The sequence below is a fragment of the Mesorhizobium sp. IMUNJ 23232 genome (genome assembly GCF_044326205.1).
In the GTDB taxonomy this organism is placed as follows: Bacteria; Pseudomonadota; Alphaproteobacteria; order Rhizobiales; family Rhizobiaceae; genus Kumtagia.
Window position 1 is genome coordinate 1 of record NZ_JBIRCY010000033.1, and the last position, 15,325, is coordinate 15,325.

Genomic DNA, 15,325 nt, shown 5'->3' on the forward strand with positions numbered 1-15,325 from the left:
GCGCGGACATGGCGGCCGTCGAGGGCGGCCAGCAGGTTTTCGCGCTCGGCTTCGGCGCTGGCGAGGCGCAGCGGGTCCGCCTCGTCCGGCGCGGCGCGGCCGTAGACATGCAGCCCGTCCTTGACCGCAAAATCCTTGAGGTCGCAGAGCCAGGCGTCGATCCGGCGCAGCGCCTCGTCCGGCGCGTCGGTGTTCGCCACGCCAGCCTCGGCGGCGAGGCCGGATTTTGCCGCCGTGTCGACGATCAGTTTTGCCAGCCGGTCGCGGCGGCGGCGGTCGAGGCCATCGGCCTGCGCGTATTCGTCGACCAGCCGCTCCAGCCTCTGCTTGTCCACGTCGAGGCCCGCGCTGGTCATGGGTGGCGGCAGATGGCCGAGCGTGATCGCGGCGATGCGGCGCTTCGCCTGCGCCGCCTCGCCGGGATTGCTGACGATGAAGGGGTAGATGACGGGCAGGGCGCCCGTCACGATCTCCGGAAAACAGTTTTGGCTCAGCGCCACGGTCTTGCCGGGCAGCCATTCCAGCGTGCCGTGGGCGCCGACATGGACGAGCGCATGGACGCCGAGCGTTTGGCGCAGCCACAGGCCGAAGGCGACCAAGGCGTGGCGCGGCGGCAGTGCGGCATCGTGATAATCGGCGCGGCGGTCGGCGGATCGGCCGCGATCCGGGGCCAGCGCGACGGTGATGTTGCCGAAGGTGGTGGCGCGGAAGGGGAAGAATGCGCCCTCACCCTCCCCCTTGTGGGGAGGGTCGGCAAGCGCGTCGAGCTTTGCGAGACGCGCGAGGCGGGGTGGGGGTACAGCAAGAGAGCTCTCTTCCGAACCACTACCACGCCCTATGGGCGACCCTTCCCACAAGGGGGAGGGTGAGGGCGCAGCATCTGCCACCGCATCGCCCCACGCGGCCTCGACTGTGGCCATCGCCTCGATCGGCAACCCGGTGGCCATACGCCGGTAATCAGCGAGCGGCAGCCCGTGGCCGCCGCCTTCCAGCAAATCCAGCAAGGCGCGCGGCGATTCGGGAATCGAATCAACCGAATATCCGTGGTTTTTCAGGTCGTGCAGCATGGCGAGCATGCTAGCCGGCACATCTAGGCCGACGGCATAGCCGGTGCGGCCTGGCGCCGAAGGATAGTCGGGGATGAGGACGGCAAGACGACGTTTTTCGCGCGGCGTAGCGGCCAGCCGCAGGAACGCCGCGATGCGCGCGGCCACCTGCTCGACCCGGTCGGGCTCGGGCGTGTTCGCCTGGGCGATGAAGCCCAATGCCTGGTCAGCCGCGCTTTGCGCCTTGAAGGAGATCGCTCCGGCAAGAACGCGGCCGTCGAGTTCGGGCATGACCACATGCATGGCGAGATCGGCGGGCGCCAGGCCGCGCGGATTCTTCTCCCAGGCGTCACGGCGGGTGGTGGCGACCATGACCTGGAACACCGGCACGCCGGCGCGGTCGAACAAGGTCTCGGCACTTGGCTCCGCGCCTACAGCGAAGGCGGTCGCGGTGACGATGGCGGCGGGATTCAGGTCGGCGACCGCGGCCTCGACGAAGTCGACGGATTCAGAGTCCTTCAGGCTGGAGACGAAGATCGGTACCGGCCGGATGTCTTTTGCAGCGAGTGCCTCGCACAACGCGTCGATGGGAGCGACGTCGTCAGCGAGCAGCATCGAACGGTAGAAGAGGATGGGGACGACGGGTGATGTTTTTCCTTCTCCCCGTTCACGGGGAGAGGAACTCTCATAGAATCCCGCCTTCGGCACCGAGACCGGCGGGGCAGGAGCATCCTCGCCCCGCGCCAGTCCTGCCAGCCGGCGGACAAGGGCATCCATGTTGCCGGGGCTGCCTTCGCGGAACAGCGCCAGCAATTCGTCGAGATCGGCGCGCGGCAGCGTCGAGCACTCGACCAGCCGTTCGTCCTGCTCGCGGCACTCGCCGGGCAGCAGGGCCAGCCGGATGTTTTTCGCGCGGGCAAGGGCGGCGAGTTGGTCGCAGCCATAGCGCCACCAGTCATAGCCGCCGAGGATGCGCGCCAGGATGACCTTGGCTTGCGCGGCTGCCTTCTCGATCCACAGGTCGACTGACATCGGATGGCGCAGGTCGCGCAGCGGGGCGAGCCGCATCGACGGCAGGGCGTCTCCGCCCCGCCGCCAGGCCGAAGCGATTGCCGCAAGATCGCTGTCGGTGAAGGACAGCGCCACGATGTCCGCCGGCGACTGGGCAAGGTCGACCGGCTCGACCAGATCGTCGAGCGAGGCGGATGTCGTGGGCAGGATGTGCATCGGCGCGATCCTAGCAGATCGGCCCGGCCGAGTTCACTGCCTTGCTGAGGGAGCGCGCCATTCCGGTCGCTATCCCAGCAAAATCCGCTCGACCTTTTGCCGGTCGAGGCCGCGCAGGCCGATCACTACCAGCCTCGAACGGCGGTCGTCGGTGGCGGTCCAGGCGCGGTCGTAATAGTGGTTGACGCGCGGGCCGACGGCCTGCACCAGCAGCCGCATCGGCTTGCCTTCGACCTGGATAAAACCCTTCATGCGCAAAACATTCTCGCTTTCGGCGGCGGCCGAGATGCGGCCGGCAAGGTCGTCCGGGTCAGTCACGTCAGGCAGTTCGACGATGAAGGAATCGAAATCGTCGTGCTCGTGGTCGAGTTCGTCGTCATGGTGGGTTTTCCGGTTCTCGATGTCGTCCTCGACGGCCAGCCCCAGCCCGAGCAGCACGGAAGGATCGACGCGGCCCTGCGCCGTCGGAACCACCTTCACGGCGCGCGACAGGTGTTCATCAATCAGACCCCGAGCCTTGCCTGTCGCCTCGGCGTTCATCAGGTCGCTCTTGGAAAGGATCACCAGGTCGGCGCAAGCCACCTGGTCCTCAAAAACTTCCTCGACCGGATCGTCGTGGTCGAGTGAATCGTCGGCGGCGCGCTGGGCGGCGAGCGCGTCCATGTCGGACGCCACCTTGCCGGCGGCGAGCGCCGGGCCGTCCACCACCGCGACAACGCCATCCACGGTCACGCGGCTCTTCACCGTCGGCCACTGGAAGGCCTGCACCAGCGGCTTGGGCAGCGCCAGGCCGGAGGTCTCGATGATGATGTGGTCGACCTTCGGCTGCATGGCGAGGATCTTGTCGAGCGCCGGCACGAAGTCGTCGGCCACCGTGCAGCACAGGCAGCCATTGGCGAGTTCGATGATGTTTTCCTCGGGGCAGGCCTCGACGCCGCAGCCCTTCAAGATTTCGCCGTCGATACCGACATCACCGAATTCGTTGACGATCAGCGCCAGCCGGCGGCCGCCGGCGTTTTCGAGGATATGGCGGATCATCGTCGTCTTGCCGGCGCCGAGGAAGCCGGTGACGACGGTGCAAGGGGTTCTGGCAAGCGAGGCGGTCATGAAAAATCCTTGAGCAGGGAAGCGGGCGGGATGCGGGCGACGAGCCCGCGTTTCAAAGAGTCGGGGCGGCCGCGCCAGGGCAACATCCCGTCCTGCGAGGTGGAAAACAGCTTTGCTCCGGCAACGAGATCGGGGGCGTTGTCGACTGTGAGGTCGCCGAAGACATAACTCCAGCAGTTTTCGCGCAGCATCGCCGCACTGAGCCGGCGCTTGCAGTTGCCGAGACATTCCAACTGGCGCACGGCGATGCCCTCGCCATGCGCGATCTCTCGGACGCGGTCGCCAAGAATTTCGCCGGGGTGGGGGCGGGCGTCGGAGCCGGTTTCGTCGCGGCAGGACGAGCAGACGATGACCGTCACGCCGGTATCGGCGGATGGCTCGGCAGTCGTCGCTGGGGAGAAGGCGGTCTGGTCCAAACAAAACTCCTTGTCCGGGTCACCCGCCGGACACTGGGATTTCAAGGCTGACGGCAGGTCTCCTGGCTCGCGGCTCCTGCGCCTCGCGCCGCCTTCCCGGATTTTTCGTCCAGTGGCATTCGGCGCGGGCTAACCGCCTACAGTTGCGGGGACAGCCGCGGAGTTGGGCCAAAACCCGCACCGCGTTCCCTCTTAGCCCTTCTAGCGAAGCGCCGGGGACAGTTTACTTTCTTTCCGCGGGATGGTCGCAACGCTTCAAGGTTAGCGCGAGCGGAAAAAAGTAAACTGTCCCCGGCATCCGCCGGTCGGGACCGTCACATGCGATTTACGCCCCAGCGGCGGAAGCTGTCAACGCGGCGGAGCTTGGCAGGACGTCGGCCAGCGCCGGCCCGAGTTCGCCCGCCGGAGTAATCTCGATCCGCTCCAGGCCGAGCCAGCCGCGCATCAGTTCGATCTCAACCGCCAGTTCCTCGGCCGCGTTCGCCGGTGCGCCCGGCTGCGCGTAGGCGGCAAGCACGCGCAGCACGCTAGCCGGGCGGTCGGCCTTCATGTCGACGCGACCGACGATGGTGTCGCCGAGCAGGAAGGGCAGCACGTAGTAGCCGAACTGCCGCTTTTCGACAGGCGTGTAGATTTCGATGCGGTAATGGAAGTCGAACAGCCGCTCGGAGCGGGCTCGCTCCCACACCAGCGGATCGAACGGGGCCAGCAGCGCGCGCGCCTCGACCTTTCGCGGCAGGCGCGCGCCCGCATGGAGATAGGCCGGGTTCTTCCAGCCCTCGACCGAGACCGGCAGCAGATCGCCCGATTCGATCAGTTCCTCCAGGCGGCCCTTCACGTCGCCAGGCGAAAGCCGATAATAGTCGCGCAGGTCGCCATAGGTGGCGACGCCGAGCGCGCGGGCGGACTTTAGCAGCAACTCACGGTGCGCATCCGCCGCCGGCACGTCGGGACGGTCGAAGATTTCCTTCGGCAGCACGCGCTCCGGCAGGTCGTAGAGCCGCTGGAAACCGCGGCGCGAGGCGGTGGTTATCCTGCCGGCCCAGAATAGCCATTCGAAGGCGTGTTTTTCGTCGCTCCAGCCCCACCAGCCGCCCTTACCCTTGGCGCCGTCGATGTCGGAGGTGGCGATCGGGCCACGCGCCTTGACCTCCTGGAAGACCTCTTCGATGAACGGCATCTTGTCGTCGGCCCAGCGGGCAAGACCCTTGTAGATTTCCGTGTCGTCATTGGCGTTCGCCCGCTCCATGCGCCAGCGCATCAGCGGCCAGGTTTCCAGCGGCAGCAGCGACGCTTCGTGCGCCCAGTATTCGAACAGCATGCGTTTTTTGCCCGGCGCGGCGGCATCGTCGAGCAGCGCCATCGGGTAGGGGCCGAGCCGCGAGAACAGCGGCATGTAATGGGCGCGCACCACCGCGCTTACGGAATCGATCTGCAGCAGGCCCAGCCGGTCGAGCGTTTTTGTCAGATGCCGGCGCGTGATCGGCCCGTTCGGGCGTTGGTCGGCAAGGCCCTGCGCGGCGATGGCGATGCGGCGGGCAAGGGCGAGTGAGATTTTTTCCTTCATCTGCATTCCGGCTGCATTTGTTGGTGTTTGTCGGAGTATTTTCTGGCGCTGCACCATATGGACGGGCCATCCGGCATTCGTCCACTGGCGCGCGTCATCATCCTGACAGCATATGTGGTTGATACATGCCGCGAATTCGCCAAGGTTCGGCTTGCTTCGCCCCACCGCCTGCGCTAACCCTCGCCGCATCGCAGCAAGGTTTTCGGGCGCTGGCCGATCGGGTCAGACTGTCGCGGTCCCAGCCTCCCGTTCCGTGCTATGATCGGACAAGTCAGGATCGCCAACGGAAGGCCGGAGCATGGACGGACTACTCAGTTCCTATCTTCCCGTCGTCATATTCCTCGCCGTGTCGATCGCCATCCCGGTCGCGCTGGTGGTTGCGCCCTATCTGGTCGCCTACCGCAATCCCGACCCGGAGAAGCTTTCGGCCTATGAGTGCGGGTTCAATTCGTTCGACGACGCGCGCATGAAGTTCGACATCCGCTTCTATTTGGTGTCGATCCTCTTCATCATCTTCGATCTGGAAGTGGCGTTCCTGTTTCCGTGGGCGGTGTCGTTCGGCCAGATCGGCATGCTGGGATTCTGGTCGATGATGATCTTCCTGGCCGTGCTGACCCTCGGCTTCGTCTACGAGTGGAAAAAAGGAGCGTTGGAATGGGATTGAACGACGCTTCCGCAACGCTCGTCGCGCCAAGGCCCAAGGGCATCATCGACCCGAACACCGGCAAGCCTGTCGGGTCCGATGACGTGTTCTTCGGCGAGCTCAACAACGAGCTGTCCGACAAGGGTTTTCTGGTCACCTCCTCCGAGGCGCTGATCACCTGGGCGCGCACCGGCTCTCTGATGTGGATGACCTTCGGGCTGGCCTGCTGCGCGGTCGAGATGATGCACATCTCGATGCCGCGCTACGACGCCGAGCGCTTCGGCATCGCGCCGCGCGCCTCGCCGCGCCAGTCGGACGTGATGATCGTCGCCGGAACGCTGACCAACAAGATGGCGCCGGCGCTGCGAAAAGTCTACGACCAGATGCCGGAGCCGCGCTACGTCATCTCCATGGGCTCCTGCGCCAATGGCGGCGGCTATTATCATTATTCCTATTCGGTGGTGCGCGGCTGCGACCGCGTCGTGCCGGTCGACATCTACGTGCCGGGCTGCCCGCCGACGGCGGAAGCGCTGCTCTACGGCATCCTGCTGCTGCAGAAGAAGATTCGCCGTACCGGTACGATCGAACGGTGATCGGCCATGTATTCGATTGTACCGACGTTGCGCCGTTTGAAAGCCGAGGGTGTTCCCGCTGAGAGGCAGATCAGCCTCGTCCTCGAGCATGCTTTAGCAAGCTTGGGGCGTGACGGGGCGGTAGAATGGTTTGCGGATCGGTTGCGGGCTGCCGACCGTGCAATCGAGCGCGTGCGGCTTCGGACATACGCGGAGCGCATCGCCACCTTGGAACGGCGGGTCGCCGCACTGGAGGCTCACGAGTGAGCGAAGCGCTTAACGATCTCTCGGCCTATCTTTCGGAGAAACTGGGCGGGCGGCTGGACAAGGCTGTCGTCGCCTATGGCGAGCTTACGCTGTCGGTCGAGGCGGCGAACATCGTCGACGTTCTGTCTTTCCTGAAGAATGACGTGCAGTGCCAGTTCGTGTCGTTCATCGATATCTCCGGCGCCGATTATCCTTCGCGTCTCAAACGCTTCGACGTGGTCTACCATCTGCTGTCGCCCCGCCAGAACTTGCGCATCCGCGTGAAGGTGCAGGCCGACGAGGACACGATGGTGCCATCCGCGACCGCCGTCTATCCCGGCGCGGACTGGTTCGAGCGCGAGGCCTACGACCTTTACGGCATCCTGTTCTCCGACCATCCGGATCTGCGCCGCATCCTCACCGACTACGGTTTCGAGGGGCATCCGCTGCGCAAGGATTTTCCGCTGACCGGGTTCGTCGAAGTGCGCTACGACGACGAGGCCAAGCGGGTGGTCTACGAGCCGGTGGAGCTCAAGCAGGAGTTCCGCAATTTCGATTTCATGTCGCCATGGGAAGGCACGGATTACGTGCTGCCGGGTGACGAAAAAGCCAAGACGAACTGAGGCGTATTATGGCCGAAACGTCGGTACGCAATTTTAACATCAATTTCGGTCCGCAACATCCGGCGGCGCATGGCGTTTTGCGCCTTGTGCTCGAACTGGACGGCGAGGTGGTCGACCGCGTCGATCCGCATATCGGACTGCTGCATCGTGGCACCGAAAAGCTGATCGAGGCAAAGACCTACCTCCAGGCTGTGCCATACTTCGATCGGCTCGACTATGTCGCGCCGATGAACCAGGAGCATGCCTTCGCACTCGCCGTCGAGCGGCTGCTCGATATCCAGGTGCCTATCCGCGGCCAATTGATCCGCGTGCTCTATTCCGAGATCGGCCGCATCCTCTCGCACCTGCTCAACGTCACCACGCAGGCGATGGACGTCGGCGCGCTTACCCCGCCGCTTTGGGGTTTCGAAGAGCGCGAAAAGCTCATGGTGTTTTACGAGCGGGCCTGCGGCGCGCGCATGCATGCGGCCTATTTCCGGCCGGGCGGCGTGCATCAGGACCTGCCGCAGAAACTGGTCGAGGATATCGGCAAGTGGATCGATCCGTTCCTGAAAACGGTGGATGATCTCACGGAACTGTTCATCGAGAACCGCATCTTCAAGCAGCGCAATGTCGATATCGGCGTGGTGTCGCTCGACGACGCCTGGGCCTGGGGTTTTTCGGGCGTGATGGTGCGTGGCTCGGGCGCGGCTTGGGATCTGCGCAAGAGCCAGCCCTACGAATGTTATCCCGAGATGGAATTCGACATTCCGGTCGGCAAGAACGGCGACAATTACGACCGCCAGGTGATCCGCATGGAAGAGATGCGGCAGTCGGCGAGGATAATGCGCCAGTGCGTCGACAGACTGCTCGGCAAGGACAGCAGCGGGCCTGTGTCAAATACCGACGGCAAGATCGTGCCGCCGAAACGGCCGGCGATGAAACGCTCGATGGAAGCGCTCATCCACCACTTCAAGCTCTACACCGAAGGCTATCACGTACCGGCTGGCGAAGTGTATGCCGCCGTCGAGGCGCCGAAGGGCGAGTTCGGCGTCTATTTGGTTTCCGACGGCACCAACAAGCCTTATCGCTGCAAGCTGCGCGCGCCCGGCTTCGCGCATCTGCAGGCGATGGATTTCCTCTGCCGCGGCCACATGCTGGCCGACGTTTCGGCCATTCTGGGCTCGCTCGACATCGTGTTCGGGGAGGTCGACCGGTGAGAATGCTGCTGTCTCTTGCCGCCCTGTCGCTGCTCGCCACGCCTGCCATGGCGCAGGACAAGCCGACGGTCGAAACCCTGCTCAAGCAGGGCTACGAGGTGGTCGGCGTGTTCCCATCGAATGCCGGTCCCGGTCTCCTGCTGGAGAACGATGACGATAAGCTGATGATGTGTTTCGTCGCCGAGACCGCGCAGTCCACCGAAATCGTCACGCAATATTGCAAGCCCGTGCGTTGAGGTTTGTCTGAATGTCCGTCCGCCGCCTAGCAGAAGCCAGCGTCCAGCCAGCCACCTTTGCCTTCAACAAGGCGATGACTGACGAGGCCAGGACATGGATCAAGAAATATCCGGAAGGCAGGCAGCAGTCGGCGGTCATCCCGCTGCTGATGTTGGCGCAGGACCAGGAAGGCTGGGTGAGCAAGGCGGCCATCGAGCATGTCAGCCAGATGCTCGAAATGCCGCTGATCCGCGTACTGGAAGTCGCGACTTTCTATACCCAGTTCCAACTCAAGCCGGTGGGCTCGAAAGCTCACATCCAGGTCTGCGGCACGACACCCTGCATGCTGCGCGGCTCGGAAGCGCTGATGGATGTCTGCCGGTCAAAAATCCATCACGACCAGTTCCACCTGAACGACAACGGCACGCTGTCGTGGGAGGAGGTCGAGTGCCTCGGCGCCTGTGTGAATGCGCCAATGGTTATGGTGTTCAAGGATACCTACGAGGATCTGACGCCGGAGCGGCTGGCCGAGATCATCGATGCCTTCGAGGCCGGCAAGAGCGTGACGCCTGGACCGCAGGTCGAGCGCACCTACTCCGCGCCGATCTCGGGCCTCACCAGCCTGAGCGACGACGTGGCCGTGCTGAAATCTACCCGCGATCGCGAAGCGCGGGAGGCCGCGACCGCGCCGGCCGCCGATGCCGTGACGGTGCCGCCATCGCAGGCGGCCAAGCCGAAGACCGACGCGCCGGAGACCAGCCCCGCGCTGAAGACGCCGTCGCCGGAGACGGCGAGCGTCAATGGCGAGAAGGTGGCAAGCGTCGCGGCGCCCGCGCATTCAGCGGCGAACGCCAACCAAGCTGCGCCTGCCGTCGAGAAGACCGAGAAGCAGCGCACCGCGCGCGCGCCGCGCAGCGAACCCGCCGCGGCGTTCAAGGCTCCGGAAACGAAGCAGGGAAGCACAGCACCCAAGGCCAAGGCCGCTTCGGCAAAACCTTCGCTGGAGGACAAGAACCGTCCCGCGGGCATCGAGAAGCCGGCTGTCGTTGACGACCTTCAGTTGATCTCAGGCGTCGGCCCGAAGATCGAAGGCATCCTGCATTCACTCGGCATCTACACCTACGCGCAGGTCGCGTCTTGGAAGAAGGCGGAGCGCGAGTGGGTCGACGGTTATCTGTCGTTCCACGGTCGCATCGAGCGTGAAGACTGGGTGAAGCAGGCACAGGCGCTGGCAAAAGGCGGCGTCGCCGAATACATCCGGGTCTTCGGCAGGAAGCCGGTCTGAGGGACGAAAAATGCTTCAGGACAAAGACCGTATCTTCACAAACATCTACGGGCAATTCGACCGCTCGTTGAAGGGCGCGATGTCACGCGGCGCCTGGGACGGCACCAAGGCAATCATCGACAAGGGCCGCGACTGGATCGTCAATGAGATGAAGGCGTCTGGCCTGCGCGGTCGCGGCGGCGCGGGTTTCCCGACCGGGCTCAAATGGTCGTTCATGCCTAAGCAGAGCGACGGCCGCCCGAGCTACCTCGTCGTCAACGCCGACGAATCCGAGCCCGGAACCTGCAAGGACCGCGACATTCTGCGCCACGACCCGCACACGCTGGTCGAGGGCTGCCTGCTCGCCGGTTTCGCGATGGGGGCGATTGCCGCCTACATATATGTGCGCGGCGAGTTCATCCGCGAGCGCGAGGCGCTGCAGCGCGCCATCGACGAGGCCTATGACGCCGGTCTGATCGGCAAGGACAACAAGAACGGCTACGATTTCGAGATCTATGTCCACCACGGCGCTGGCGCCTATATCTGCGGCGAGGAAACCGCGCTGCTCGAAAGTCTCGAGGGCAAGAAGGGCCAGCCGCGGCTGAAGCCGCCTTTCCCGGCGAATATGGGCCTCTATGGCTGTCCGACGACCGTCAACAATGTCGAGTCGATCGCCGTGGCGCCGACCATCCTGCGCCGGGGTGCTGCATGGTTCTCGTCGATTGGCCGGCCTAACAATGTCGGCACGAAGCTGTTCATGCTGGTCGGCCATGTCAACACGCCCTGCACGGTGGAGGAGGCGATGGGCATCTCCTTCCGCGAGTTGGTGGAAAAGCATGGTGGCGGCGTGCGTGGCGGCTGGGACAATCTGCTGGCCGTCATCCCTGGCGGCGCGTCCTGCCCGGTGATCAAGGGCGAGGACATGGCCGATGCCATCATGGATTTCGACGGCATGCGTGAGAAGAAGTCGTCCTTCGGCACGGCGGCTGTCATCGTCATGGACAAGTCGACCGATATCGTGAAAGCCATCGCGCGGCTCGCCTACTTCTTCAAGCATGAGAGCTGCGGCCAGTGCACGCCGTGCCGCGAGGGCACCGGCTGGATGTGGCGGGTGATGGAGCGGCTGGTGCGCGGCGAGGCGCAGAAGCGCGAGATCGACATGCTGCTCGACGTCACCAAGCAGATCGAGGGTCACACGATCTGCGCGCTGGGCGACGCGGCGGCCTGGCCGATCCAGGGGCTCATCCGCAATTTCCGCCCCGAGATCGAGCGGCGCATCGACGAATTCAGCCGCAACGCGCACCGCGCCGAACCGGTGCTGGTTGCGGCGGAGTAAGTGAGACACAGAGCGAACGAGACGCAATATCGCATTGATTGCAAAAGAAAAAGACGGATAGGGCGGAAGCACTGAGGAAGAAACGAAGACGGGCGAAATCCGGAACCGAAGGAGCAAGCCGATGTCGATGTTTTCCGACGACCTGATGCCGAACGGGAAGATCTTTGACGAGATGATGAAGGAAACGAAAGCGCTGATGCCGGCTGAATTCGCCGGCGCCGTCAATATGATGGCGCATCCGCTCGCCGGCATGGCGGCGATGTCGGCGCTCGGCCTCGGCTTCGCGAGCCACGCCGCTGGCGTATGGTTCGGCGCGATGTCCGGCGCGACGGCTGCATCGCAGCGCATGTTCGTCTCCGCCTTCGACGCCGCAGGCGCGGACGAGTTTCGCGATACGGCGCGGACGCCGGAAAAGCGCGCCAAGGCCACCGCGTCCCTGTTGATTGCCGGTGCCGGCCTCGTGCCCGTCGTTGAAGATGCCGCGCCGCCAAGGTCGGTTGCCGAAGCCAAGCCCGCCAAGGTTCCGCGCGTCGTCGAAACGCCGCCCGTCGAATTGGAAGCTGCGCCCGAGGCGGTGCCGGAGATCAAAAAGCCTGCCGTTCGCAAGGCTGTGAAGGAAGTTCCGCCGGTCGTGGAGGCGGTGGAACCTGTTGCGGAGCTTCAGGAACTGGCTGCGGCGGTGACGATTGCGGCGGAAGTCCCGTCCGCGCCGGTCGCCGAGCAGGTCGTGCCGGAGGGACCGCGCAAGCCTGCGTCGATCGACAAGCCTGATATGCCGGACGATCTGAAGGTGATCTCCGGCATCGGCCCGAAGCTGGAGCAGGTGCTGAACGGTTTTGGCGTCTGGACCTATGCGCAGGTCGCGGCCTGGGGCAGGGACGAGATCGCCTGGGTCGACGACACGCTCGGCTTCAAGGGGCGCATCGAGCGCGACGGCTGGATCGAGCAGGCGGCGAAACTGGCGGCGAGCAAGGGCGCCTGATAATGCATCTCGCCCAGCTCAACATCGCCCGGCTGAAATATCCGATCGACGATCCCCACGTTGCCGACTTCGTCGTGAATCTCTACCGGATCAACGCCATCGCCGATCGGTCGGAGGGCTTCATCTGGCGCCTTCAGGATGAGACCGGCAACGCGACAGCGGTCGGTGGCTTCGACGATCCAGCGGTCGTCGTCAACATGAGCGTGTGGCGGGATGCCGAGAGCTTGGAGTATTTCGTCTGGAACACCGTGCACAAGCAGATATATCGCAGGCGCGCCGAGTGGTTCTCGCTCATGGGTGAGCAGCATTTGGTGATGTGGTGGGTGGAACCGGATCACATTCCGGGCGTGGCGGAGGCGAGGGCGCGGCTCGACCATCTGCGGGCAAACGGCGACAGCGACTTCGCCTTCGGCTGGGCGCACCTGCCGCATGTAAAACTTTGGCAGCAGGCGCGTTGCGCGTGAGCGGGAAGGAGCATTCGGAAATGCAGGTTCACGACAAACGCGACGTGCTCGACGTGAAGAACGCCACGGTGGCGAATTCACGCTTCGACGACGTCAACCTGTCGAACTCCCATTTCCACGTGACTAACCTGTCGGCGGCAAAATTCGAGAAGGTGCTGCTTAGCAACGCCGAGGTTGTGGACGCCAATCTTTCCGGCGTGGTGTTCGTCAACGTGAACATGAGCAATGTGAAGATCGAAAAGGCGCTGCTCGCAGGCATGACGATCGACGGCGTAGAGGTCAGCGACCTTTTCAAGGCATATGAAGCGGCGAACACCGCCGAGGATAGATAATGGCAAAGCTCAAGGTCGACGGGAAAGAGATCGAGGTACCCGACCACTACACGCTGCTGCAGGCGGCGGAGGAGGCGGGCGCGGAAGTGCCGCGCTTCTGTTTCCACGAGCGGCTGTCGATCGCCGGCAACTGCCGCATGTGCCTGATCGAGGTGAAGGGCGGGCCGCCGAAGCCGGCCGCCTCCTGCGCCATGGGCGTGCGCGACCTGCGTCCCGGCCCGAACGGCGAGACGCCGGAAATCTTCACGACCACGCCTATGGTCAAGAAGGCGCGCGAAGGCGTGATGGAGTTCTTGCTGATCAACCATCCGCTCGACTGCCCGATCTGCGACCAGGGTGGTGAGTGCGACCTGCAGGACCAGGCGATGGCCTTCGGCGTCGATTCCTCACGCTACAAGGAGAACAAGCGTGCGGTCGAGGACAAATATATCGGCCCGCTGGTCAAGACGATCATGAACCGCTGCATCCACTGCACGCGGTGCGTCCGCTTCACTACGGAGGTCGCCGGCATTTCCGAGCTCGGCCTGATCGGCCGCGGCGAGGACGCCGAGATCACCACCTATCTCGAACAGGCAATGACCTCGGAGCTTCAGGGCAATGTCATCGACCTCTGCCCGGTCGGAGCGCTGACCTCAAAACCCTTCGCCTTCACGGCGCGGCCGTGGGAACTGACCAAGACCGAATCGATCGACGTCATGGATGCGGTCGGCTCGGCCATCCGCGTCGACAGCCGTGGCCGCGAAGTGATGCGCATCATGCCGCGCGTCAACGAGCAGGTTAACGAGGAGTGGATCTCCGACAAGAGCCGCTTCATCTGGGATGGTTTGCGCACCCAGCGCCTCGACCGGCCCTATGTGCGCCGGAACGGCAAGCTCGCCGTCGCCACCTGGCCGGAAGCCTTTTCGGCGATCAAGGCGGCGGTTTCGAAGGCCGCCCCGGAGCGCATCGGCGCCATCGCCGGCGACCTCGCGGCCGTCGAGGAGATGTATGCGCTAAAACTGCTTGCCGAATCGCTCGGCTCGAGGAACATCGACTGTCGGCAGGACGGCGCGGCGCTCGACCCGTCGCTGGGGCGCGGCAGCTACATCTTCAACCCCACCATCGAAGGGATCGAGCAGGCGGACGCCGTGCTGATCATCGGCGCCAATCCGCGCTATGAGGCGTCGGTGCTCAACGCCCGCATCCGCAAGCGTTCGCGCATGGCCGGCCCGTTCCCGGTGGCTGTCATCGGCGAGGCGGTCGACCTGCGTTATCCACATGAGGTGCTGGGCGCCGGCCCGGAGACGCTCAAGGATCTCGCCGCCGGCAACGGAAAATTCTTCGAGGTGCTGAAGAACGCAAAACATCCGCTGATCATCGTCGGGCAGGGCGCGCTGTCGCGGGCCGACGGCCCCACGGTGCTCGGCCTGGCCGCGCAACTGGCAACCGCCGTCGGCGCGATTGCCGAGGGCTGGAACGGCTTTGCGGTGCTGCACAATGCGGCGGCGCGCGTCGGCGGCCTTGACATTGGTTTTGTGCCGGGCGAGGGCGGCAAGGATGTCGCCGGAATGCTGGGTAACACGGATGTCCTGTTCCTGCTCGGTGCCGATGAACTTGACCTTTCCAAGGCTGGCAGCGCCTTCGTCGTCTATATCGGCACGCATGGCGACAAGGGCGCGCATCGCGCCGACGTCATCCTGCCGGCGGCCGCCTACACCGAAAAGTCCGGCACCTACGTCAACACCGAGGGCCGGGTGCAGCAGACCAGCCGTGCCGGTTTCGCGCCGGGCGACGCGCGCGAGGACTGGGCAATTCTCAGGGCACTCTCCGATGTGCTCGGCAAGAAACTGCCCTTCGATTCGTTGCCGCAGCTCAGGGCGAAACTCCACGCGGAACATCCGCATCTGGCCGAGATCGACGAGATTCTGGCGGGCAGCGCCGACGACGTGGCGAATGCGGCGAAGCTCGGCGGCTCGCTGGGCAAGGCGGCGTTCGTCTCGCCGGTCGAGGATTTTTATCTCACCAATCCCATCGCGCGGGCTTCCGCCGTGATGGCGGAATGCTCGGCGCTCGCCAGGGGCGGCTTCAAGCAGGCGGCGGAATAGG

The 15,325-nt window shown here is 64.5% G+C and carries 15 protein-coding genes and 1 riboswitch; of the genes, 11 read left to right on the forward strand and 4 right to left on the reverse strand.

The features are described from left to right. The 4 genes from ACH196_RS22310 to ACH196_RS22325 all read right to left on the reverse strand — a co-directional run. The coding region (locus tag ACH196_RS22310; RefSeq protein ID WP_396649135.1) for a cobaltochelatase subunit CobN at positions 1–2,273 on the reverse strand (2,273 nt) is incomplete at its 3' end. A 69-nt stretch (positions 2,274–2,342) separates the two neighbouring features. Next, a complete protein-coding gene (cobW, locus tag ACH196_RS22315) occupies positions 2,343–3,380 on the reverse strand; it encodes a cobalamin biosynthesis protein CobW (RefSeq protein WP_396649136.1) in 1,038 nt (345 codons plus the stop codon). Beyond that, complete coding sequence (locus ACH196_RS22320; protein ID WP_396649137.1) at positions 3,377–3,796, reverse strand: DUF1636 family protein; 420 nt, start codon at positions 3,794–3,796, stop codon at positions 3,377–3,379. The genes cobW and ACH196_RS22320 overlap by 4 nt, the downstream gene beginning before the upstream one ends. Positions 3,797–3,830: 34 nt before the next feature. Further along, positions 3,831–4,028: riboswitch (cobalamin riboswitch) on the reverse strand. Positions 4,029–4,121: 93 nt separating this feature from the next. Beyond that, the gene (locus tag ACH196_RS22325) at positions 4,122–5,363 is read right to left on the reverse strand and encodes a winged helix-turn-helix domain-containing protein (RefSeq protein WP_396649138.1); all 1,242 of its coding nucleotides are present in this window, start codon (positions 5,361–5,363) and stop codon (positions 4,122–4,124) included. Positions 5,364–5,661: 298 nt separating this feature from the next. On the opposite strand from ACH196_RS22325, the gene ACH196_RS22330 reads away from it, so the two are divergent. The 11 genes from ACH196_RS22330 to nuoG all read left to right on the forward strand — a co-directional run bounded on the left by ACH196_RS22330 (position 5,662) and on the right by nuoG (position 15,324). Then, entirely contained in the window at positions 5,662–6,027 is a 366-nt protein-coding gene (locus ACH196_RS22330) for an NADH-quinone oxidoreductase subunit A (RefSeq protein WP_396649139.1), read from the forward strand. Further along, on the forward strand, positions 6,018–6,599 hold the full coding sequence (locus tag ACH196_RS22335; RefSeq protein ID WP_396649140.1) for a NuoB/complex I 20 kDa subunit family protein: 582 nt from the start codon (positions 6,018–6,020) through the stop codon (positions 6,597–6,599). The genes ACH196_RS22330 and ACH196_RS22335 overlap by 10 nt, the downstream gene beginning before the upstream one ends. Positions 6,600–6,841: 242 nt before the next feature. Beyond that, positions 6,842–7,447 carry an NADH-quinone oxidoreductase subunit C gene (locus ACH196_RS22340; protein WP_396649141.1) on the forward strand — a complete coding sequence of 202 codons (606 nt, stop codon included), beginning with the start codon at positions 6,842–6,844 and terminating at the stop codon, positions 7,445–7,447. 8 nt (positions 7,448–7,455) lie between these two features. Continuing rightward, a complete protein-coding gene (locus tag ACH196_RS22345; RefSeq protein ID WP_396649142.1) occupies positions 7,456–8,646 on the forward strand; it encodes an NADH-quinone oxidoreductase subunit D in 1,191 nt (396 codons plus the stop codon). Then, positions 8,643–8,882, forward strand: a complete 240-nt coding sequence (locus tag ACH196_RS22350) for a hypothetical protein (protein WP_396649143.1) — start codon at positions 8,643–8,645, stop codon at positions 8,880–8,882. Before ACH196_RS22345 ends, ACH196_RS22350 begins: the two co-directional genes overlap by 4 nt. A gap of 11 nt (positions 8,883–8,893) precedes the next feature. Then, positions 8,894–10,147, forward strand: coding sequence for an NADH-quinone oxidoreductase subunit E (locus tag ACH196_RS22355; protein WP_396649144.1), 1,254 nt, complete (start codon positions 8,894–8,896; stop codon positions 10,145–10,147). Between the two features lie 10 nt (positions 10,148–10,157). Next, the gene (nuoF, locus tag ACH196_RS22360) at positions 10,158–11,462 is read left to right on the forward strand and encodes an NADH-quinone oxidoreductase subunit NuoF (RefSeq protein ID WP_396649145.1); all 1,305 of its coding nucleotides are present in this window, start codon (positions 10,158–10,160) and stop codon (positions 11,460–11,462) included. Between the two features lie 121 nt (positions 11,463–11,583). After that, positions 11,584–12,444, forward strand: coding sequence for an NADH-ubiquinone dehydrogenase (locus ACH196_RS22365; protein ID WP_396649146.1), 861 nt, complete (start codon positions 11,584–11,586; stop codon positions 12,442–12,444). Positions 12,445–12,446: 2 nt separating this feature from the next. Further along, the gene (locus ACH196_RS22370; RefSeq protein WP_396649147.1) at positions 12,447–12,908 is read left to right on the forward strand and encodes a DUF3291 domain-containing protein; all 462 of its coding nucleotides are present in this window, start codon (positions 12,447–12,449) and stop codon (positions 12,906–12,908) included. A 20-nt stretch (positions 12,909–12,928) separates the two neighbouring features. Beyond that, the gene (locus ACH196_RS22375) at positions 12,929–13,240 is read left to right on the forward strand and encodes a pentapeptide repeat-containing protein (RefSeq protein WP_396649148.1); all 312 of its coding nucleotides are present in this window, start codon (positions 12,929–12,931) and stop codon (positions 13,238–13,240) included. After that, on the forward strand, positions 13,240–15,324 hold the full coding sequence (gene nuoG, locus ACH196_RS22380) for an NADH-quinone oxidoreductase subunit NuoG (protein WP_396649149.1): 2,085 nt from the start codon (positions 13,240–13,242) through the stop codon (positions 15,322–15,324). Before ACH196_RS22375 ends, nuoG begins: the two co-directional genes overlap by 1 nt. The last annotated feature ends 1 nt before the right edge of the window (position 15,325 follow it).

Excerpts from the sequence above, each read along its gene's own strand:
- cobW (WP_396649136.1), bottom strand. The coding sequence starts at position 3,380 with ATGACCGCCTCGCTTGCCAGAACCCCTTGCACCGTCGTCACCGGCTTC.
- ACH196_RS22325 (WP_396649138.1), bottom strand. The coding sequence starts at position 5,363 with ATGAAGGAAAAAATCTCACTCGCCCTTGCCCGCCGCATCGCCATCGCC.
- ACH196_RS22330 (WP_396649139.1), top strand. The coding sequence starts at position 5,662 with ATGGACGGACTACTCAGTTCCTATCTTCCCGTCGTCATATTCCTCGCC.
- ACH196_RS22335 (WP_396649140.1), top strand. The coding sequence starts at position 6,018 with ATGGGATTGAACGACGCTTCCGCAACGCTCGTCGCGCCAAGGCCCAAG.
- ACH196_RS22345 (WP_396649142.1), top strand. The coding sequence starts at position 7,456 with ATGGCCGAAACGTCGGTACGCAATTTTAACATCAATTTCGGTCCGCAA.
- ACH196_RS22355 (WP_396649144.1), top strand. The coding sequence starts at position 8,894 with ATGTCCGTCCGCCGCCTAGCAGAAGCCAGCGTCCAGCCAGCCACCTTT.
- nuoF (WP_396649145.1), top strand. The coding sequence starts at position 10,158 with ATGCTTCAGGACAAAGACCGTATCTTCACAAACATCTACGGGCAATTC.
- ACH196_RS22365 (WP_396649146.1), top strand. The coding sequence starts at position 11,584 with ATGTCGATGTTTTCCGACGACCTGATGCCGAACGGGAAGATCTTTGAC.
- ACH196_RS22370 (WP_396649147.1), top strand. The coding sequence starts at position 12,447 with ATGCATCTCGCCCAGCTCAACATCGCCCGGCTGAAATATCCGATCGAC.
- ACH196_RS22375 (WP_396649148.1), top strand. The coding sequence starts at position 12,929 with ATGCAGGTTCACGACAAACGCGACGTGCTCGACGTGAAGAACGCCACG.
- nuoG (WP_396649149.1), top strand. The coding sequence starts at position 13,240 with ATGGCAAAGCTCAAGGTCGACGGGAAAGAGATCGAGGTACCCGACCAC.